General features: G+C 40.8%; 19 protein-coding genes and 1 tRNA gene. 2 read left to right on the forward strand and 18 right to left on the reverse strand.

Translation table 11 applies throughout. The features are described 5' to 3' along the window. Positions 1–13 precede the first annotated feature (13 nt). Positions 14–2,719, reverse strand: a complete 2,706-nt coding sequence (locus tag SULBA_RS08985) for an HAD-IC family P-type ATPase (protein WP_014769973.1) — start codon at positions 2,717–2,719, stop codon at positions 14–16. 8 nt (positions 2,720–2,727) lie between these two features. Continuing rightward, entirely contained in the window at positions 2,728–3,411 is a 684-nt protein-coding gene (locus SULBA_RS08990) for a tetratricopeptide repeat protein (protein ID WP_014769974.1), read from the reverse strand. 45 nt (positions 3,412–3,456) lie between these two features. On the opposite strand from SULBA_RS08990, the gene SULBA_RS12795 reads away from it, so the two are divergent. Both SULBA_RS12795 and SULBA_RS09000 read left to right on the forward strand, forming a co-directional pair. After that, positions 3,457–4,269, forward strand: a complete 813-nt coding sequence (locus SULBA_RS12795; protein ID WP_014769975.1) for a helix-turn-helix transcriptional regulator — start codon at positions 3,457–3,459, stop codon at positions 4,267–4,269. 45 nt (positions 4,270–4,314) lie between these two features. After that, positions 4,315–4,932 carry a LysE family translocator gene (locus SULBA_RS09000; protein WP_014769976.1) on the forward strand — a complete coding sequence of 206 codons (618 nt, stop codon included), beginning with the start codon at positions 4,315–4,317 and terminating at the stop codon, positions 4,930–4,932. Here the strand turns inward: SULBA_RS09000 and SULBA_RS09005 are convergent. The 16 genes from SULBA_RS09005 to ovoA all read right to left on the reverse strand — a co-directional run bounded on the left by SULBA_RS09005 (position 4,886) and on the right by ovoA (position 19,738). After that, entirely contained in the window at positions 4,886–5,410 is a 525-nt protein-coding gene (locus tag SULBA_RS09005; protein ID WP_014769977.1) for a lipocalin family protein, read from the reverse strand. The two genes, SULBA_RS09000 and SULBA_RS09005, sit on opposite strands and share 47 nt — an antisense overlap. After that, entirely contained in the window at positions 5,411–7,888 is a 2,478-nt protein-coding gene (locus SULBA_RS09010; RefSeq protein WP_014769978.1) for an efflux RND transporter permease subunit, read from the reverse strand. Between the two features lie 96 nt (positions 7,889–7,984). Further along, complete coding sequence (locus SULBA_RS09015; protein ID WP_014769979.1) at positions 7,985–8,932, reverse strand: lipid A deacylase LpxR family protein; 948 nt, start codon at positions 8,930–8,932, stop codon at positions 7,985–7,987. Between the two features lie 133 nt (positions 8,933–9,065). Further along, on the reverse strand, positions 9,066–9,986 hold the full coding sequence (locus tag SULBA_RS09020) for an HAD-IIA family hydrolase (protein ID WP_014769980.1): 921 nt from the start codon (positions 9,984–9,986) through the stop codon (positions 9,066–9,068). After that, positions 9,986–10,801 carry a phosphonate ABC transporter, permease protein PhnE gene (gene phnE, locus SULBA_RS09025; protein WP_014769981.1) on the reverse strand — a complete coding sequence of 272 codons (816 nt, stop codon included), beginning with the start codon at positions 10,799–10,801 and terminating at the stop codon, positions 9,986–9,988. The genes SULBA_RS09020 and phnE (SULBA_RS09025) overlap by 1 nt, the downstream gene beginning before the upstream one ends. Continuing rightward, on the reverse strand, positions 10,789–11,580 hold the full coding sequence (phnE, locus tag SULBA_RS09030) for a phosphonate ABC transporter, permease protein PhnE (RefSeq protein WP_014769982.1): 792 nt from the start codon (positions 11,578–11,580) through the stop codon (positions 10,789–10,791). The genes phnE (SULBA_RS09025) and phnE (SULBA_RS09030) overlap by 13 nt, the downstream gene beginning before the upstream one ends. Next, positions 11,577–12,401 carry a phosphonate ABC transporter ATP-binding protein gene (phnC, locus tag SULBA_RS09035; RefSeq protein WP_014769983.1) on the reverse strand — a complete coding sequence of 275 codons (825 nt, stop codon included), beginning with the start codon at positions 12,399–12,401 and terminating at the stop codon, positions 11,577–11,579. The genes phnE (SULBA_RS09030) and phnC overlap by 4 nt, the downstream gene beginning before the upstream one ends. Positions 12,402–12,409: 8 nt before the next feature. Then, positions 12,410–13,357: a phosphate/phosphite/phosphonate ABC transporter substrate-binding protein gene (gene phnD, locus SULBA_RS09040; protein ID WP_014769984.1), complete on the reverse strand. Its 948-nt coding sequence runs from the start codon at positions 13,355–13,357 to the stop codon at positions 12,410–12,412. Positions 13,358–13,516: 159 nt separating this feature from the next. Then, positions 13,517–13,606, reverse strand: a tRNA-Ser gene (locus SULBA_RS09045). Positions 13,607–13,681: 75 nt separating this feature from the next. Further along, positions 13,682–13,825, reverse strand: a complete 144-nt coding sequence (locus SULBA_RS13050) for a hypothetical protein (protein WP_014769985.1) — start codon at positions 13,823–13,825, stop codon at positions 13,682–13,684. A 56-nt stretch (positions 13,826–13,881) separates the two neighbouring features. After that, positions 13,882–15,312: an AsmA family protein gene (locus SULBA_RS09050; RefSeq protein ID WP_014769986.1), complete on the reverse strand. Its 1,431-nt coding sequence runs from the start codon at positions 15,310–15,312 to the stop codon at positions 13,882–13,884. Positions 15,313–15,329: 17 nt separating this feature from the next. Continuing rightward, positions 15,330–16,013, reverse strand: a complete 684-nt coding sequence (gene pyrF / locus SULBA_RS09055) for an orotidine-5'-phosphate decarboxylase (RefSeq protein WP_014769987.1) — start codon at positions 16,011–16,013, stop codon at positions 15,330–15,332. Continuing rightward, entirely contained in the window at positions 16,013–16,420 is a 408-nt protein-coding gene (nusB, locus tag SULBA_RS09060; protein WP_014769988.1) for a transcription antitermination factor NusB, read from the reverse strand. Before nusB ends, pyrF begins: the two co-directional genes overlap by 1 nt. A gap of 9 nt (positions 16,421–16,429) precedes the next feature. Continuing rightward, complete coding sequence (gene ribH, locus SULBA_RS09065; protein ID WP_014769989.1) at positions 16,430–16,894, reverse strand: 6,7-dimethyl-8-ribityllumazine synthase; 465 nt, start codon at positions 16,892–16,894, stop codon at positions 16,430–16,432. Positions 16,895–16,959: 65 nt separating this feature from the next. After that, positions 16,960–17,577, reverse strand: coding sequence for an acetate uptake transporter (locus tag SULBA_RS09070; RefSeq protein WP_014769990.1), 618 nt, complete (start codon positions 17,575–17,577; stop codon positions 16,960–16,962). Between the two features lie 64 nt (positions 17,578–17,641). Further along, positions 17,642–19,738 (reverse strand): 5-histidylcysteine sulfoxide synthase, encoded by a 2,097-nt coding sequence (gene ovoA / locus SULBA_RS09075; RefSeq protein ID WP_014769991.1) that lies wholly within the window; start codon positions 19,736–19,738, stop codon positions 17,642–17,644.

Consider the following 19,738-nt stretch of genomic DNA (forward strand, 5'->3'; position numbering starts at 1 on the left):
GACCTTTTTTATGCTATTGGTAGCATGATTTTATTTTACATGTAACACGTTTTTCTACTTCCATCACAAGGTAGATAACAAAACTTGATGCCAAAACAATGCCCCACTCAAAAGCCCCCAATGGCGCACTGTTAAAAATCTGATTCATCCATGGCATATAGGTAAAAAGAAGCTGTAAAAAGCTCATCAGCAATACACCATAAATCGCATACAGATTGCTAAAAACACCGATTTCAAACATCGAATAGCGCAATGAACGGCAGTTGAAAAGATAAAACATTTCTCCAAAAACAAATATATTAACCACCACCGTACGGGCTACCGTTTCGCCCAAACTCTCGACCAAATAGAAAAAAGCACCAAAAGCATGCACAACCAATAAAAAAGCAACCATCACCACTTTGCGCAGCAAATCATTCGTTAAAATGGGCTCTTTTGGATTTCGAGGTGCTCTTTGCATTAAAAAGTGCTCTTTATGCTCATACGCCAATGTAATACCAAGAAAAATGGCAGTGGACATATTAATCCACAAAATCTGAACAGGTAAGATGGGCAGTAAAACCCCTGCAAAAATTGTACATAAAATAATCAACCCCTCACCAACACTGGTCGGAAGCGTCCATGTAATAAATTTAATAATATTGTCAAAAACACCCCGTCCCTCTTCGATGGCGTCTTTGATGGTTAAAAAATTATCATCCGTTAAAATCATATCCGCAGACTCTTTGGCAACCTCTGTTCCTGTGATGCCCATCGCAATGCCAATGTTGGCTTGCCTAAGAGCAGGTGCGTCATTGACTCCATCGCCTGTCATCGCAACAATATGCCCATTGGCTTGTAGCGCCCTCACCAAACGAAGCTTTTGCTCAGGTGCAATACGTGCAAAAACATTCACATACCCCAACATCTCCCGCAACGTATGTTCATCTAAGGTCTCTATCTCCTTGCCCGTTAAAACAGCTTTTTTTTCATCCAACACAATGCCAATTTCATGCGCAATGGCTTTTGCGGTCATAGCATGGTCACCCGTAATCATCTTAACACCAATACCTGCCTCGTAACAACTCTTAATCGACTCTTTAACGCCAATGCGAGGGGGATCCATCATGCCCTGAAGACCTAAGAAAATCAATCCCTTTTCAAAATGGTGGTGCCCAAGTGAGTCTATTTTCTCCTCAAAAAAACACTTTGCAAAGGCTAAAATACGAAGCCCTTGCGATGCCATAGCATCGGCATGCATGACAATCGTCTCTTTATCAATGGGAACAATCTGTGCATGCGCATCCATCATGCTCTCACAACGCTCCAATATCTTCTCCACAGAGCCTTTAGCATAGGCAAAATGAAGATTTTTCTCCTGCAACGATTGATAGGAAATTGCCATATATTGGTATTCTGATTCAAAAGCAAGGGTATCCACACGTTCAAACTCACGCATTAAGCCCTCATCATGAATGCCACCCTTTTTAGCCGAAACAATCAACGCCCCCTCCGTAGGGTCTCCTTCAATGATATAGCTATGCGCTACTTTCACATGACGTGCCGTGCTGCATAAAACTCCTGAAACAAGCATCTCATAAAGTGCACTTTCTTTTTGAGGAACAAAAGGAATTCCCTCCGCTAAAATCTCCCCTTTTGGCTCATACCCACTGCCACTAAGGGCATAAAAAGAACCTCCTGCGTACATTTGAGTCACGCTCATGGCATTTTGTGTTAAGGTACCTGTTTTATCGGAGCAAATGACCGTAATACTGCCTAATGTCTCCACCGCTGGGAGTTTTCGAATAATGGCATTTTTGAGTGCCATTTGTGCTACACCTATGGCTAAAATAATGGTCATCGCCGCAGGCAATCCCTCAGGAATTGCCCCCACAGCCAATGCCACCGATGCCATAAACATCGCCTCACTCTCCTCTCCTCGCAACACACCCACCAAAAAAGTAATGATGGCCATCACGACAATGGCATACAAAACCTGTAAGGAAAAAGAGGCGATTTTTTGCGTTAAAGGCGTTTGAAGTACCTCCGCAGACGAGATAAGCGCATTGATTTTACCTATTTGTGTCGCATCCCCTACTTCAACCACCACCCCAATGCCATGCCCATATGTCACCAGCGTTGAAGCAAAAAGCATCGTCGTACGATCGGCTAAAAGTGTCTCTTGTGGTAAAATGCCAACTTGCTTTTCAACAGAAATTGACTCTCCCGTCAATAAAGCTTCATCCACCTGCAATGTTTTAGCATACAGCAGTTTTAAATCAGCAGGAACTTTATCGCCTGAATAGAGGATAACCACATCGCCAACCACCAACTCTTGCGCATCGACAAGCACTTTTTGTCCCTCACGCAACACCGTAATGCTATTTTTGCTCATTTTAGAGAGTGCTTCAATGGCTTTGAGCGCCTTCGCTTCTTGAATGTACCCAATCAATGCGTTCACAAAGACAACCGCAAAAATAACCCCACAATCCACCCACTCTTCAAGCAATGCCGTTATCACACACGCTAGGAGTAAAATGTAAATGAGCGGTTGATGAAATTGAAGCAGAAAAAGCCTCCATGCAGGAAGATTCTTCTGTTGGGTCAAGTTATTTACCCCGTACGTCTCACGCCTTTTTTCAATCTCATCAAAGCGTAAACCAACAGCTTCTTCCACATCCAATTGCGCTAAAACGTCTTTTGAGCTTAGCGTATGCCAGAATCTTTTTTCTGCTTCCATGAACGCTCCTAATACCACCTTTGATTTGCTTTTACAATCTCTGCATTTTTGCACCCACTTACCTCACCTAATTCGCATGCGTTTTTAAATGCTTCAAAGGCTTTTTTTTCATTTTGGCTTACCCCTTGCCCATAATAATACATCTCACCTAAACGTGAACATGCATGCGCCACACCCACATCACACGCCCTTTGATAGTAAATTGCTGCGTCCACAAAATTTTCATCCTGTTCGTAGCGTAAGGCTAAATAATCACAACTACTGCCCACACCATAGTTACACGCCCTATCGTGATAATCCACTGCTTGTTGCAAATCTTCTCCTACCCCTGCGCCATTTTCGTACATCAACGCCACACTCGCACACCCTTCCCCGTCGCCTAGGATACACGCTCGCTCATACCACTGAAGTGCTAAAGAGAGATTTTTCCCAGCATGTCCGCTTTCATACATATACCCCACATTGGCACACCCAAGTCCTAGTCCTAGCTCACAAGCTCGTGTGTATAACGCTTTGGCACGTGAAAAACTCTGCAAAACCCCATCGCCTGAGTGGTACATGGCGCCTAAGGCGACACACGCTTTAGCATCACCCCTATCGCATGCATTTTGCAGTGCACTTTCTCGCTCAAAATCAAGCCCATACACCAGTGTTGTCATAACAATTGCTATCATAAAAAAGTATTTTTTCATGTGCATTCCTTGTCATTATTTGACTGATTATATTACAATATGGCTATGAAACCAACAAAAACAACCATCATCGCTTATGAAAAAGCTCCCTTTGTGCAGATTCGCCAAACCCTTCAAAGTGAGAGAGCATACGAAACCCATGCCCACACGACGCTTTCCATTGGTTTCATGGTAGAAGGAGAAACCTCGTTTCAAACACCATCTGGCGCATTTCTTTTACAACAAGGCGCATTAGCGGTGATTCCACCTTTGATGCAGCACGCCTGCAATCCCCTAGCACATCAAGCTCGAAGTTACGTGATGGTCTATTTTGAGCCTGCATTTTGCGCACGCCTTCAATCACACTTGTTTCATCAGCCTACTACCGAGCTCTTAGCTCTTAAAAATCCTCTTATCTATCACCAAGAACTCTATGAGGAATTTGTCACCCTTATAGATGCGCTCATTTGTGGCTATGAGCCTTTACATGTAAAGGCACTCGAACAATGGTTAGAGCGCTTTTTATGGCTCTACACACAAAATGTTTTGCCCACAACACCCGCTCCTACCTTGCAATCCATAGCGCATTTTTTAACACAACGTCTGGATGAAACACCCAGCCTTCAAGACTTAGCAAAGCGCTTTTCCTACAACCCTTATGTGCTCTTACGTCATTTTAAAAAAGCCTATGGCACAACCCCAAAACGCTACGCTTTACAGCTTAAAATAGAACTTGCTAAAAAATTGCTCCAAGAAGGAATGCCCGCTTCTTTGTGTGCGCATTATTGTGGATTTGTGGATCAAAGCCATTTTCAGCGCTTCTTCAAACGCCACACCGCACTCACCCCAAAAGAGTACCACGTCAATTTTGTACAATAATTTTTTTCATCTTTTCCCTATGCTTACATGTAAAAAAGGTAGGCAATGTTTGGCAGTGAATTTTTAACGCTTACGAGTATCTATTTTCTTGCACTTCTAAGCCCAGGGCAAGATTTTTTTCTGATTATGAAACATGCGCTCACGCATGGGTATCAAAAAGCATGGTGGGTCTGTTTGGGAGTGGCAAGCGGTAATGCATTCTACATCACCCTTGCGTATATGGGGCATCATGCCCTAACGCAGTTTCCTATCGTGATGGTGGTCATTGAAGCAGGTGGAGCGTGTTTTTTACTCTATTTGGGTATTTTGCTTTTATTATCCAAAAAACAACACGTAGAAACATCCTTACATGTAAAAACAAGGCTCGCCTCAAAACTCTTCTTTCAAGGCTTGTTCTCAGCACTGTTAAACCCTAAAAATATTCTCTTTTATTTTTCACTGCTTTTTACCATTATTAAACCTGAACAGCTTTTACATGTAAAGATTTTTTACGCTTTTTGGATGATTGGACTTTTGCTTCTTTGGGATGGTTTTGTGGCATTTTTATTTGGCAATACCAAAGCTTTGAAGCTTCTGCCTTATGTGCATTATATTCAAAAAATGATTGGTGTTTTTTTCATTCTCTTCGCACTTCATCTCTTTGTAACGGGGTTCGCCAAATAATCTTTTCTGTATCAAACCCCAAATAATTGGCATAAGAGAGCAAACGGCTAAGGACATCTTCGTCTATCGTTGGGGTACGTGAGAGAATCCAAAAATAGCGTTTGCTCGGCTCACTCACCATCGCATACGAATAATCCTCCGCCACATCCACAATCCAATAATCCCCATAAAAAGGCCAAAAGAAGGTGACTTTAAGCTTAGCCCTACTCACCTCATCCACCACTTTTGCCCGACCGTATGCCACGTTCTTTTTCTGTGTCGCACGCTTGAAACAGCTATTTTCAACCCCTATCATCCCATCGTCTCGTAGCGTATAAAAGGCTTCTACCTCATCACATCCTCGCTCAAAGGAGTGGTCAAACCGTGCGATTTCATACCACCTGCCAAGGTAACGCTCCATGTCTACGGAAGGAACCGTAGGCAATTCATATGCAAAAGCATTCAAAAAAACAAGCGCCATAAGCCATAATTTATGCATTTATACCTCTTTTTTTGTATACCCAAAAGGTTTAAAAAGCAACACCAAAAGCGGTGAAAAAAGCAAATCTGAGATGATAGCTATCATCAACACAATCACCGTTAAAAGCCCAAAAATCAGCGTTGGAATAAAGTTGGATGTCACCATGACCAAAAAGCCTACAATGGTGGCAAGTGAGTAGTAAAACATCCCAAACGCAATACTTCCATGGGCTCTGTGCATGGATGCGACGTAGTTGCCATCAAGGGCGAGTTCTTCTCTAAAGCGGTAGTAGTAGTGAATAGTATTGTCCACCGTAATGCCAAGCGCAATGGAGGCTATGGTAATGCTCATCATATCCAGCGGAATATTAAACACCCCCATAATGCCAAAAATGACACTCACAGGCACCATATTAACCGTCATCGCCAACAACGCTACTTTGAGGGAACGGAATAAAAACAAAAACATCGAACCCAAACTTAATACCGCTAAACCAAGGGTGGAAATTTGAGACGAAAAGAGCGATTGGAGCATGTTGTTGTAAAGTACCATCATTCCTACCAGTTTGTAATCCTCTTGTGGCAGGCCTACGGTTGTTTGTAATTCGTTTTGAATTTTCTCCAAAAGTTCTGAGCGTCTTAAATTCGGATTAGAATCCACCATGCGCACCACAAAACGTGCCTCATCGTGCTCGATGTTCACATAAGGCGTTAAAATGACTTTTTTATAGACCTCAGGAAGCTCATTGTAAAGCAGTGCCAACTCAAAGGTGTCAAAATCTTTCCCCTCTTTTAAAATGCGCCCTACTTTAGAGAGTGTACCCAAAGAGGAAACATTTCCCACTTCTGGCAAAGACTCCAAATAATCATGCACCTTTAAAATGGTCTGCATTTTTTGCGCAGTAAACCAGTACTGAGCTTCAGCATTTTTCTCTTCAAATTCGGCTTCAAACTCATCAAGCACACCCTTGTCTTTGCCTTGTGCAACATCCACTTTAGGCAGACGTACGACAATTTCAAGCGGCGTGGTTCCGCCTAGTTCATTGTCGATTTTTTGCATCCCTTTGTAAATTTCCGTGCTCTCTTTAAAATAGTTAATAAAACTGTTCTCCACCACCAAACGGCTCACCCCAAAAAGGCTAAACAGCGCAATAAGTACCACCACACTTAAAATAACCCCACGGCGTTTTTCAACAATACGTGCAAAGGTGGCATTTAAGGTAAAGGCATTATCAAAAATCATCACAGGCGCCTTTTTCTCCAACAGCATCAGCATCGAAGGAAACAGTAAATAGGTCACAATTAAAGAGACACTCACCCCAATGTTCATCATATTTCCAAGGTCGATGATAGGCACAATATCACAGGTCATTAAAGAGCCAAATCCCGCCACAGAGGTTAAAATAACAAAAACAGAGGGAACACTCATGCGTTTTAAAGTCACACCAATCAGCTCTTGTTGCGTAAAGTGTGGATAAACCTGATACTCTTCTCTGTAACACACAATTAAATGAATCACCAAAGAGAGCGTGGTAATGAGTTGCATCGCAATGTAATTGGACGAAATCACCGTAATCTCTAAGCCCAAAAGAGCATTGATGCCCACGGTGATGACCACCGCACTAAAGGAAGCAACAATAGGCAAAACCACAAAGCGCACTTGCCTAAAAATAACCCATAAGATAAGAATCATAATAAGTAAAATAGCAATGCCATAATTGGCAATATCGCTTTTGACAAAGCTAATCATGTCATCAGCAATCATCATCACGCCACCTAAAAAGAGTTCACCCTCACTTTTAAAGGGAGCCATGACCGCTCGAACCCGCTCAATCATCTCATGCGTTTGGTCACGCGTACTATCCCTATAGGCTTTAAAGGCTTGCTTCGCTTCTTCGTACTGCACCTTTTCTTCTGAGTTCAAAGCTCGCTCTTGCGCTAAAATCATGTACTGATTGCGTTTACTTAAAAGCTCTGTGTACCTGACATCATCTTTGAGATTGAGTAAAATCGCTGTCGTTTTAAAATCAGCACTGACAAGATTGTTAGCATACAAAGGGCTGGTGGTGAGCTCTTTTTGGACTAAAGCTTTATCAACACCACTAGACTCAAGGGTTTGAACATTGCCCACCACATCTTTAATGGGGCGAATAGGACTTTCAAGCAAAGGGACATCCAGAATGGATGTAATACTCTCAACCCCTTCTATGGTTAAAAGGGCTTCTTTTAACTGAGAAATGCTCGCTAGGGTCGTGTCGCTTAAAAGAGGCTCTTTAGGCGTAAAAGCAATCACCAAATAATCAGGACTCACATAACGCCCATGCACTTCACGGGTGAGTTTTAAGTCTTTATCGTTTTCAAGTAAAAGCGTTTCAGCGGAGGCATCAATGCTTAAATACTGTGCGTAATAGCCAAAGATACCTGTTAAAAGCGCAACAAACAGAAGGGTTGCTTTAAAATAAGTGGTCACAAAACGGGTGTAAAATGTTATTAACATAGCGCAACTTTCGTACTAAAATTCATAAGGATTGCGCGTATTTTAGCCTAATTTCGCTTATAGCACCTTACACCCTTTTCTACGTTGATAAAGGGCTTAATTCCACTTCCAAACAAGGTTCATTCCACCTGTTTTTTCATTGGAAGAGCGTCCCCCTTTATAGTCAATATCAACAGATTTTAGGTAAAAAGAGAGTTGTATTTCATCGTAAAAGAAATCAAGTGAGACTTTTTCACCGACAATGGCATTCATTTTCTTCAAGCGGTACCCCTTATCAATCGCCTCATCAATGAGATAATAACTCTCTACACCATTGTAAAAAGCACCCAAAGAGAGCGCCCATTGAAAACTCTTAGGTGCTTCATGATGGAGCAGTAAACTCTCATTTGCCCCAATATAATTTCCCATCGTAACAAAACTTTTCATAGGAACACTGCTAAGACGTAACGCTCCACCAACCAATGCCCCCGTATAAAAAGTACCTACATCCCCACGGACATTTGTACTCACATCAAAGCTCATATCGCCCAGCGATACAGGCGCTGTTTTATAACCCACCTGATAAGAAGCCCCGTACATCACTTCATCATTCAACTGATATTCCCACCCTTTAGGCTTACTGTGCCCAATCAAGGAGTGAAACCCTTTTTGTATGCCCTCTGCTTGCGTTGAAGGGCCTACCATTCCCACATTCACACCCGCTTCATGGAAAAAATGCTCTGAAGATTTATACGCCAAAAGGTTAATACCCATATAACCAGCATAAGGCAAATCATCTAAATTTTTCGTTTTTCGTTTTTTATCCTCAGGGGTGAAAATGGCATGCGAGAAAGAAAGAGCAACATTTTTTTGTGGTAAATCAATAAAGGGTAGCACATCAAAAGATGTGGTATCATTCTCCCCCATCCACGTAAAATAAACCCCATTGGTGTAGTGATGATCTTTGCCTACTAAAGCATCATTTTCCAATACAAGCGATGTGGTATCCGCATACACAAGTGTTACACACGCCAACAACATACTTTTTTTTAGCCCATTTATCATTCGTTTACTCCACAACAACAATTTTGCGCAAAAGTATAACAAAAATAGCACAAAATGTTCGCTAAGCTCTTGTAAAACATATGGGGGAAATGCTAACGCAAAGTATCGCAGGGGCGTTTACATGTAAAAGGTTTTAGGTATCAAACAGTATTTCATAATTTTTCAGACGAAAATGTGGCACTATCCCGCTGTTTTCAATAAACATATCAACCTTTTGCTCTGCAAAAAAACCATACCCTTCCACTAAAAGCGTTTGCACCCCTGCCGCACATCCACCTAAAATATCCGTGTGCAAGGTATCTCCCACCATAACAATACGCTCTTTATCAATACCCCACTCCCGTTTTGCACGTGAAAGAGCATACTCAAAAATCTCAGAAAAAGGCTTACCAATAAAGTGCATATGTGTAAAGAGTGCCTCTTCGCTTAAAAGCGTGTAAAATCCAGGTTCTTTTGAATAGACACCCTGACCTCTGGGTGCACTAATATCAGGATTGGCAATCCAAATGGGTTTAGGCTTTACATGTAAAGAGTCTATCCAGCGTTTTTGAAACGATTCACTCCATGAAGCACTCCCCAAAAACAGAAATCCATCACTTTCCCAAAATGCCTCTTGGGTATGAAACGTATGCAAAAAAGAATGCTCTAAGGTATGCAGATGTGGGGCAATAACACCCCATGACGTTTGAGATTCGGGCTTAAAATAGTGCCACAACACCTCACGGCTTGTGATAATTTCAGATGGCTCAAAAATAAAGCCTATCTGTTTAAAAAAGAGCATTAACTCACTCTTAGGCAAAGAAGCGGAATTTGAGAGAATAAAAAAAGGCTTTTTAGCTTCTCTAAGAGCAGCAATAAACATTTTAGCCCCCTCAATCGCTCCATTTCCTACATTTAAAACGCCAAAGGCATCTAAAAAAAAGCCATCAGCCTCTTCAAAAAGGGTTTCAAGTCGCTCCACATTCAAACTCGTTTTTTGGAAATCTGCTTGCAAAAAACGGTGACGCATACGCTCATACGCCTCAAAGGCTGTGTGTGTATCAAGGGTAGGCATTATAAAATCGCTTTTCGAATTTTTGCAGAGAGCGCTTCTGAAAAAATAACCGTTGAGAAAATCAATAAAACAATTAAAATAACCTGTGGCCATGCCAACACACTTAAAGAAGCTTGCAACTCTAAACCTATCCCTCCAGCACCCACTAAACCTAAGATGGTTGACTCACGAATGTTAATATCCCAACGAAACAGTGAAATCCCAATAAATCCTGGCAATATCTGTGGGACAATGGCATAATCAATCACTTGAAGCCTGCTAGCCCCTGTGGCACTTAAAGCTTCAATGGGTGTTTTATCCACCTCTTCAATGGCTTCATACAACAATTTTGCCACAAAACCAATGGAACGCAAGGCAATGGCAATAATACCCGCCAAAAGACCAGGTCCTAAAATAGCCACCAAAAGCAACGCCCAAATTAAAGAGTTAATAGAACGTGAAGCCACAATAATAAATAAAGCAATAGGACGTACAAACAGAAGCGATGGTGTTGTGGTACGAGCGGCTAAAAACGCCACAGGAAAAGCCAATACAATGCCTAAAAGTGTTCCTAGTGTTGCAATATTTAAGGTATCCCACAAAGGCTTAAGCAAGCTTGGAAGATAACTCCAACGAGGAGGAAACATACGATCTAGTAAATCATAGGCTTGCGTGGGTGCATCGTACACAAAAACCCACATCGTATCTTTAGTCATTTCCTGCCAACACAGTAGAAAAAAACTAAGACTAAAAAGCCATGAAAACCACCACACCCATGCTTTAAAACGCATACGTTTCTGCCAGAGTTTCTCTGATGTTTCTTTTAAATAAACCATTTTCTTACATACCCCGATACATATTCACATAAAAAAACAATCACAATAATGAGCAATAAAATTGCTGCGGCTGAATCATATTCATAACGATCAATCGCCGTATTCAGTGTTGCGCCAATACCGCCAGCGCCTACAATACCAATCACCGCTGATTCTCTAAAATTAATATCAAATCGATACAACCACAACCCAATCAAACGAGGCATAATCTGTGGGACAATCGCATAATGTAGCGTTTGAAACCATGATGCCCCTGTGGCTCGAATTGCTTCCAGTGGCGCTTTATGAACCCCTTCAATCTCTTCTGCTAACAACTTTGCTAAAAAGCCAATGGTAGCAAAGCAGAGCGTTAAAAATCCAGCAAATGCTCCAAAACCAAAAAGGGCAACCAAAAAAATAGCAACAATCACTTCTTGCATCGAGCGTGAAATACTGATAAAAAAACGACACACCGCATAAATACTTTTAGGGCTAATGTTAGAAGCCGCACCAATCCCCACAGGAATAGACAGTAAAATACCTGCAAGTGTGGATGTGACACTCATCGTAAGGCTTTCAATAATCCCTATCTTAATATCCACCCAGCGTGTTGTAAAATCAGGATGCATAAAGGCATTAAAAAAACGCCATCCTCTCTGCATCCCTTCTGCCATACGACTCCAATTCACATCAATGCTCAAACTTGCAAGGATTACATAAACAAGAAAGGAAGTCCCCAATATCCAACGCCATTTAGCCGTTGGAATAAGATAATGCGGTCTACTCCATTGACGACTCATACGGCAAGCTCTAGTTTCATTTCGATACTTTCACTGCTACCTTTGGTGTGTATCTGTTCTTCTTTTTCTGCAGGTGTATGCCACTCTTCTTCCCCATAAATCGTTGTTAAAACCGTTTCACTCAGCGCATCAGGGGAACCATCAAAAACGATTTTTCCGCCATTGAGTCCAATAATACGATCTGCAAAATTTTGAGCAAGGGGAACATCATGAATATTAATAATGGCAGGCAATTGCTGCTCTTTACAAATCTCACGAATCAGGCGCATAATTTGTCTGGATGTTTTAGGATCTAAACTAGCCGTTGGCTCATCAATAAGAAGCAATTCTGGATTTTGCGCCAATGCACGAGCAATGCCCACACGTTGCTTTTGTCCACCGCTTAGCTCATCAGCACGCTTATTGGTATGCTCTAAAAGCCCTACACGTTCCAAATAGGCAAAAGCCTTATCAATCTTTTCTTGTGGAAATTGACGAAAAAAAGAGCGCCAAAAAGGGACATACCCTAAGGTTCCTGAGAGCACATTTTCCATCACACTTAAACGCTCAACTAAGGCATACTCTTGAAAAATCATACCAATAAGACGACGCTGTTCACGTAGCTTCGAAGAAGAGAGGCCGCTTAAGACCACACCATTTAACACGATAGAGCCTTGTGTAGGCTCTATCAAACGATTAACGCAACGAATCAGGGTTGATTTTCCAGCCCCTGATGGACCAATGAGACCGAGGATTTCTCCTTTTTGAACATTAAAACTTATATCGTCTAAAATGAGACGAGAATTTTTATACGACTTACTGAGATGTTGAATTGAAAGCATTATTTCCCTTATTTACATGTATACGCTACGCCCATAGCATCATCGACTTTACGGACCACATCCCAGTGTTGTTTGAACGTGATAGGAATAAATTTGGTTTGATTGGCACTCTCAAATTCCTTAAGAAGTTTGCTTCCTTCCCAGTTGTAACTAAAAAAGGCTTCTTTGATTTTTTCTTGAAGTTCTGGTTTAAGGTTATACGCCATACCATAGCCTGTGGTAGGGAAAGTTTGTGATTTGTAAATGCTTACTAACTGCTCTTTTTTCACCACACCACGCTCCAACATACGTACTAAAACGGAATTGGCAATAGACGCAGCAGGGTAGTCTTTATTGGCAACACCTAAAATAGAGTTATCATGTTTGCCTGAAAAAACAGGTTCAAAATCTTTTTCTGCTTCCATTTTAAACTCTGCTTTTAAAATAGCAGAGGGTGCTTTATAGCCAGAATTTGACGTTTGTGAGGTGAAGGCTAGTTTTTTACCCTTAATATCTTCCACTTTGCTAATGCCAGAATTTGGATACGTGATAATCTCCATCTCATAGCCATAAGAGTTGTCATTGCCCGCCATCATTGCAAAAGGCTTAAAGCCTGCACATGCTACGGCAATAGGGTTTGAACCTGTGTTAAATCCTGCTACATGTAAACGACCTGCGCGCATCGCTTCAATTTGTGCAGCATTAGATTGTACGGGGAAGAATTGCACTTTTTTTCCAGTCACTTTTTCCATGTGTACTAGAAAATCAGCCCACACTTCTGCATAAACAGAAGGGTCTTCAACAGGAGTATACGCAAAAATAAGGGTTGAGGGGTCTATGAGTTTACGAGCATCTTTAGGTGTATCTGCCACCATATCGCCATCTTTATCTTCATAGCGAGCATCCAATTTAAATTCTGCCCATGCAAAATTTGAACACAAAAGCGAGACCAAAAATAGATATATAAAACGTTTCATAGTACGTTAACTCCTCTTTAAAAATTTCGTTAACTGTACTACCACGACATTACAAAATGATTACATGTAAACAACAATTGAGAAAACAATGATTAGAAACGCTTATCTGTCGTAGAAAGTATTGAAGAAAAGTTAAAAGAAGGATTGAAAATAAAACGGTGGCGGACAGAGAGAGATTTGAACTCTCGGTCAGGTTACCCCGACGCACCCTTAGCAGGGGTGTGGTTTCAGCCACTCACCCATCTGTCCATTAAAAAGTAGAGTGAAAGTATATCAAAAGTATATAATAAACGGCTTAAGAGAAATCTCTCAAGCCGTTTATCTTTAAATACAAAGAGAATCTCTTGATTTTAAAAACTTTTCAAGCAGTTTTTGAAGCTTTTGAGCACTGTCTTGATCTGTCTTTTTTGCCTCTTCAATCTTATCTTTAAGCATCACAACAAGCTTTACGCCTTCAATTAAATGCATGAATACTCCTTTTAGATTAAGCTATATCTCTAAAAAAAGCAAAATTCATTCCTACATTAAGGATGCTTCACAACGCCTTCGTAAAAAATAACACAGTTTTCGGCCGTATGGCTATTTTCTTGCTTTGACCCTTTGCTCTTATTTAACAAAGAAAGGGCAACGTTACTTAGCGTTTTTATAGCAACGTCCTCAAGTTTAACAACAGGTTTTTGAAAGGTTCCTTCAATTTTTTGTTCAAAGCGAGCACACCCTTTTGCATCCAAAAGCGCTACTCTGAAATTTTTAAATTTTTCTTCTACAATATTCAGGGTACCCTTTAACGCAATACGATGCTTTGAGGTACTAAGCGCCACATCACTGAGTTGAATTTCAGAATAACCAATATCCACTTTGGCATTGATCACTTTTAAGAGACTTTGTGAGTTTTGTGTAGATGTTAATCCGCCCACAAAGATGTTTGGCAATCCTTTTGTGCTACTCAATGTATTTGCCACCGTATCAATATCGTAGCCTTTTAAAACGACATTTTCCCCATACAACTGCACAAAACCATTCACCGTGCTTTTAAACGTTAGGGTATCTCCTAGAAAAAAGGAGAGCTTTACATCGCCATTTGCTTTTCCACCCAATAACTCTTTTTGAAAAAGCTCTTTGGAAAGTTCTTCTAATTTTAAACCCTCTATTTTACTTTTCAATGAAATTTTAGGTTGTTTCCCACTCAAGTCAATTTTGACACTCCCCTCAGAAGGTGTTGAAAAAAGCGTATATTTTACATTTTCACTGGTAAGTATTGCCTCTTTCATCTCTAACGCCATACTAATATCACGAAGGGCGTATTGTGCATACTGTAATTTATCCATCGTGGTATTCGCTACAAAAGAGAGCCCCTGAAGCCTATGTTTTGATGCATCATAGCGAATATCATTGACCTCAAAATTAATATTTTCAAGTAGAAGTTTTGTATTTTCTTTAACCTCAGAATACTGAATATTTGCATTGATAAATTTAACTTTTTTCACATTGACCAAGGGGAAAGCAATTTCTTCTTCAAGACTACTGTGTGGCTCAGCAACTTTTTTTTCACTCACTCCCGTGTCTACCAAAGGCAACTCAAAGTTATACTGGTCATTTTTCATTTTTTCAATGCTTAAAACTAAGGTATCAAAAGCCACATGACGAATTTTAATCTCTTTTTTAAGCAATGGAGCGATTTCTACAGCAACATCAAAACTTTTTAGTTTTGCAAAAGCGCCCTTTTCTTTATCATGAGGGTTGAGCACTTCAATATCAAAAACACTAATGCCCACAGGTGATAACGAAAGGGTAATATCGCCTTTTATCATCAACTCATAGCCTGTATTTTCTTTAATAAGCTTTTGAAGACGTGGCTTATATTCATTAAAATCAATCACTTTAATCAATAAGAAAAAAGCGACAATACTAAAAGCAAAAAACAACACGATACTAAGTACTATCTTTTGAAGCATCATTTCCCTCTTATTTTTTAAATTGTTTCAATAATTTTTCGAACAACACTCAGTGGGTCACTACTTTGATAAATAGGACGCCCCACTACAATAAAATCGGAAAGTTCGGCTTTTGCCATTGCAAGATCTGCCACGCGTTCTTGATCATCACGCGTCTCACCAAAGGGTCGAATACCTGGGGTTAAACTCAAAAATGATTCTGAAGTACAGGCTTTAATAGCACGGCTCTCAAACACAGAGCATACCACACCATGAATGCCTGCAAGATGCGCATCTTGAGCAAAATCAAGGGCTTTTTTAGCAATAGGAGCATGGTAGATCGCTTCAAATGAGGCATTGTCAAAACTTGTGAGAGCCGTCACAGCTAAAACAAGGGGTGGATTGGCAAATGTATTGACACGTTCCATAACCATTTTCATGGCTTTAACACCACTTGAGGCATGCACATTAAACATATCAACACCCAATCCGACCATAGATTCCGCAGCATCCGCCATGGTATTTGGGATATCATGAATTTTAAGATCTAAAAAAATTTTAAACCTTGGATTAATCGTTTTAATCTCTTCCAAAAGTGCTTGACCGTCTCTAATAAACGACCTCAAGCCTACTTTTAGCCACACGTTTTCACTTTTAAGCTTTGAAGTGAGTGCTAGATTTTCTTCTTTGGTGGACAAATCCAACGCAACACAAAGCTCCATTATTTAACTTCTCCCTCTTTACTAATAGCATCTAAAACGCCATTAATAAATTTAGGACTGGTTTCGTTACACAATTTTTTTGAAAGTTCAATCGCTTCATTAATGACCACAGCATTATCCAATTCTGAATACAAAACTTCATAGGCACCTAAGCGTAAAATAGCACGCTCTAACATACCAATTTCACTTAAATTCCACTCTTTAAGATGCCCATTAATGGCTTCATCAATCGTGCCTAAATGCGCTTTAACACCTTGATAAAGTCCCAAAGCAAACTCTTTTTGCTGATTACGAATCTTTTTCTCTTCAAAAAGCTCATCTATAAATTTGTCAATTCCAGAATTTCCAATATCTTCTGCATACAAAAGGGTAATAATACTCTCTCGTGCTTGATGTCGTGTTGCCAATGCGTTTCCTTATAGGTTTTTATAGAGGCTAATCAGTTCAATTAAACCTGTCATGGCTTCAAAACCTTTATTACCTGCTTTACTGCCTGCACGCTCAATCGCCTGCTCAATCGTATCGGTGGTTAAAACACCATACGTAACTGGCTTTTGGTATTTAAGCGCTGTATTGGCAACACCTTTAGTCGCTTCAGCTGCAACGTAGTCAAAATGAGGTGTACTCCCACGAATAACGGCTCCCACACAACACACTGCATCGTATTTACCAGAACTTAAAATTTTGTCAAGTGCTAAGGGAATTTCGTACGCACCAGGAACCAAAATAAGGTCTAAATTCTTTTCATCGCCACCATGACGAATAAACGCATCTTTTGCACCTTCAACCAAACGATCGGTAATAATGTGATTAAATCTACTGTTAATAATAGCAACTTTCTCATTGCCACCAAGGGCGAGTTTTCCTTCAATAATTTTCATTACAATCCTTCTATCAAATGTTGTTCAATGATACACTATTTTTCGTTACAATTTGATTAGGGGTACTATTTTAAACTTTTAAAAACCCCTAAAGGTTGCCCCACAGGCAAAAATAAAGTTCCAAAATGCTTATTGAGTAAAATAGCACCTGCCCCATAAAAAGAGAACAATGCAATCCCTAATTCTGAATACGCTGCTAAAGTATGTGCACCTGCAAAAAGAGCAAAAACATCCCCTATCAAACCTATAAACAACAAATCAATCAGAATAAAAATCGCCAATAAAACTTTATTGGTTTCAATGGCGCCAATCGTCATAAAAAGTGTAAAAATAAGATACCCTACAAAGGCAATTCCTAGCTGTTTCGCATCGGCTTGTGCACTTAAAATATCACCAAATACGCCCATCTTCACCAACCATGAGAAGGCAACACCAAACCAAAAAAAGGCATACGCACCAAAAGCCGTTGCTCCAAAGATGTTATTGTGTTTAAAGTCAAAAAGAGAGGCAATCAATTGAACAAATGCCCCTAAAAAAATCGCCCAGGGCAATACCAAAGACAAACCCGATGTAAATCCTAATTTTTGAGAAGAAGCAACAAGTGTAACCATGGCTAAGCCAAAAAGTCCCAGTGGTGTTGGGTCTGCAACAATGTTTTTGATGTATTGAATTTCATGAGGCATGAGAGATGCTCCCTTTAGTGTTAAAATAAAGGGAGTATTATAATCTAATTTTTTAAGAATTTTATTACAAAGCCTTTTTCTTCCACACACTTACATGTAAAGATTTCACAACCTCTTTTCGCTCACTTTCATGAACGCCCAAACGCATTTCCACAGGCTTTACATGTAAAGCAAAATAAGGCGATAAATGTTCACTCAACGCATCAAATGTAGCGTATTTTTCGCCATTTTTCTTGAAGCCTCCCAACCATTTTTCACGAGGTGTTTTGGACTCATCCCAGTCATAGCTACTGGCAATGACCAAAAATCCGTTTACATGTAAACGCTCTTTGATGTTTGTCAAAAACAGCGCTGGGTCATACAAGGTATCCAGCACATCGTTGGCTAAAATGAGGTCATACCCATCAAAATAAGGCTTCATATTGTGCGGATCGGCTTGCCAAAACTCCACTTTTTGAAGCACAGGGTCGATGCCAAAATCACTTAAATTTCGCTCAACAAAAGAGGCAAGTTCTCCCTCTTCTTTTAATGCATATTTGAGTTTACCGCTCTCTTTAAAGTTGGTCGCAAGCCTGACCACACGTGCGGTAAATTCAACGCCGTGAACCATCGCAAAGTGGCGTGCAAGGGCAAATGAACCCCTGCCTGCTCCACAACCAATCTCAAGGGCTTTGCCTTTGTTTCCACCCAAAGCTATGCAAAATTGCGCCATTGCTTCGTAATAATTGGACTCTTTTTGTCCAAAATGAGCATCACAGATTTGAGAGAGCGCAAAATCCGTTTCATAAAAAACGGAGCTTGTTTCCACCGCTTCACTAGATTCGATATAGCGAAAACCCGCATGTTGGTAAAAATGACGACGAAAGGCGTAACGAGACGCCCTTATAATTTCATTTCCCGTGCTGATCCACGAACCGCCTTTGATGATGTTGTGTCTGTCATCAAACGTCGGAACGGAGAAATCATCGTAAAGAGGATGCACAGCAAAGCCATCAAAGCCATTCATCGGCGTTTCGCTCCACTGCCATACATTGCCGATGACATCGTAAAACTCGCCAAAGGCAAAGGTATCCACAGGCACGCTTGAGGCAAAATATTCTAGGTTGATATTGGCAGGTGCTTTGTCCCAAAACGGCTCATCTACCTTTACATGTAAGTCTCGAAGAACGTACCACTCTTCCTCGCTTGGGAGGCGAATAGACTTACCTTCTTTCGCACTTTTCCAATTGCAAAACGCTTTGGCTTCAAGGTAGTTAATCTCCACGGGCCAACTCCACGGCATCGGGATTTCTTCCGCCATTAAACGTAAACGATAGCCTTTTTCATCTTTGCGCCAGAACAGAGGCATGGTCGCATTTTTATACTGTTTCCACTTCCAGCCCTCTTCATTCCAAAAACGCTCATTTTCATACCCACCTTCTTCCATAAAGCCCAAAAACTCGGCATTACTCACAAGGTATTTGGACGCTTTAAAGTCCTTGACTTCTTTTACATGTAAACCGTATTCGTTATCCCAACCGTACAGCGCATCGTCTCTTTTTTTCTCCAAACGAAGTGTGCTACCTTTTACGCTTATCAGTTCATTTTCCACAACAGGCGTATCGAGTGGACATGTTTTCCAAAAATCGCTCGGCTTCACACGCTCAAGCGGCAATTGACGAATCAACACCGATGACGTCTCTAAATGAATACGCTCATGCTCAATGCCCATCATAATCGCCCAAAACGGGCTCTCCCACGAAATGGGCATGGAAAGTGGCAACGTGTCAATGAGTTCTAAAATTTTAGCTTTGACCTGCTCTCGATACGCACGAATTTCAGCAATGCGAGGCCATTTGTAATGCGATTGGTTCAAATCATCCCAACTCATCTCATCCACACCAATCGCAAAAATCGACTCGAATATTGGATTGATACGCTTATCAATCAGCTTAGCAAGCACCAATTTATTGATAAAAAAGGTCGCCGTATGACCAAAGTAAAACACCAAGGGGTGACGCAGAGGATCGGCGGTGAGGTAGTAACTCTCATCATCGCTCAAAAGTTCAAAAAGCCTCTCATACACCGTGTAGGTTTTGAGAAAATAGTCTCTAATTTCCGCTCGTTTTTGTTCAGCACTTCCTTCATTGAGAAGAATATTGCGTGTGGGAATAAGTTGCAT

The sequence above is a fragment of the Sulfurospirillum barnesii SES-3 genome (assembly GCF_000265295.1).
In the GTDB taxonomy this organism is placed as follows: domain Bacteria; phylum Campylobacterota; class Campylobacteria; order Campylobacterales; family Sulfurospirillaceae; genus Sulfurospirillum; species Sulfurospirillum barnesii.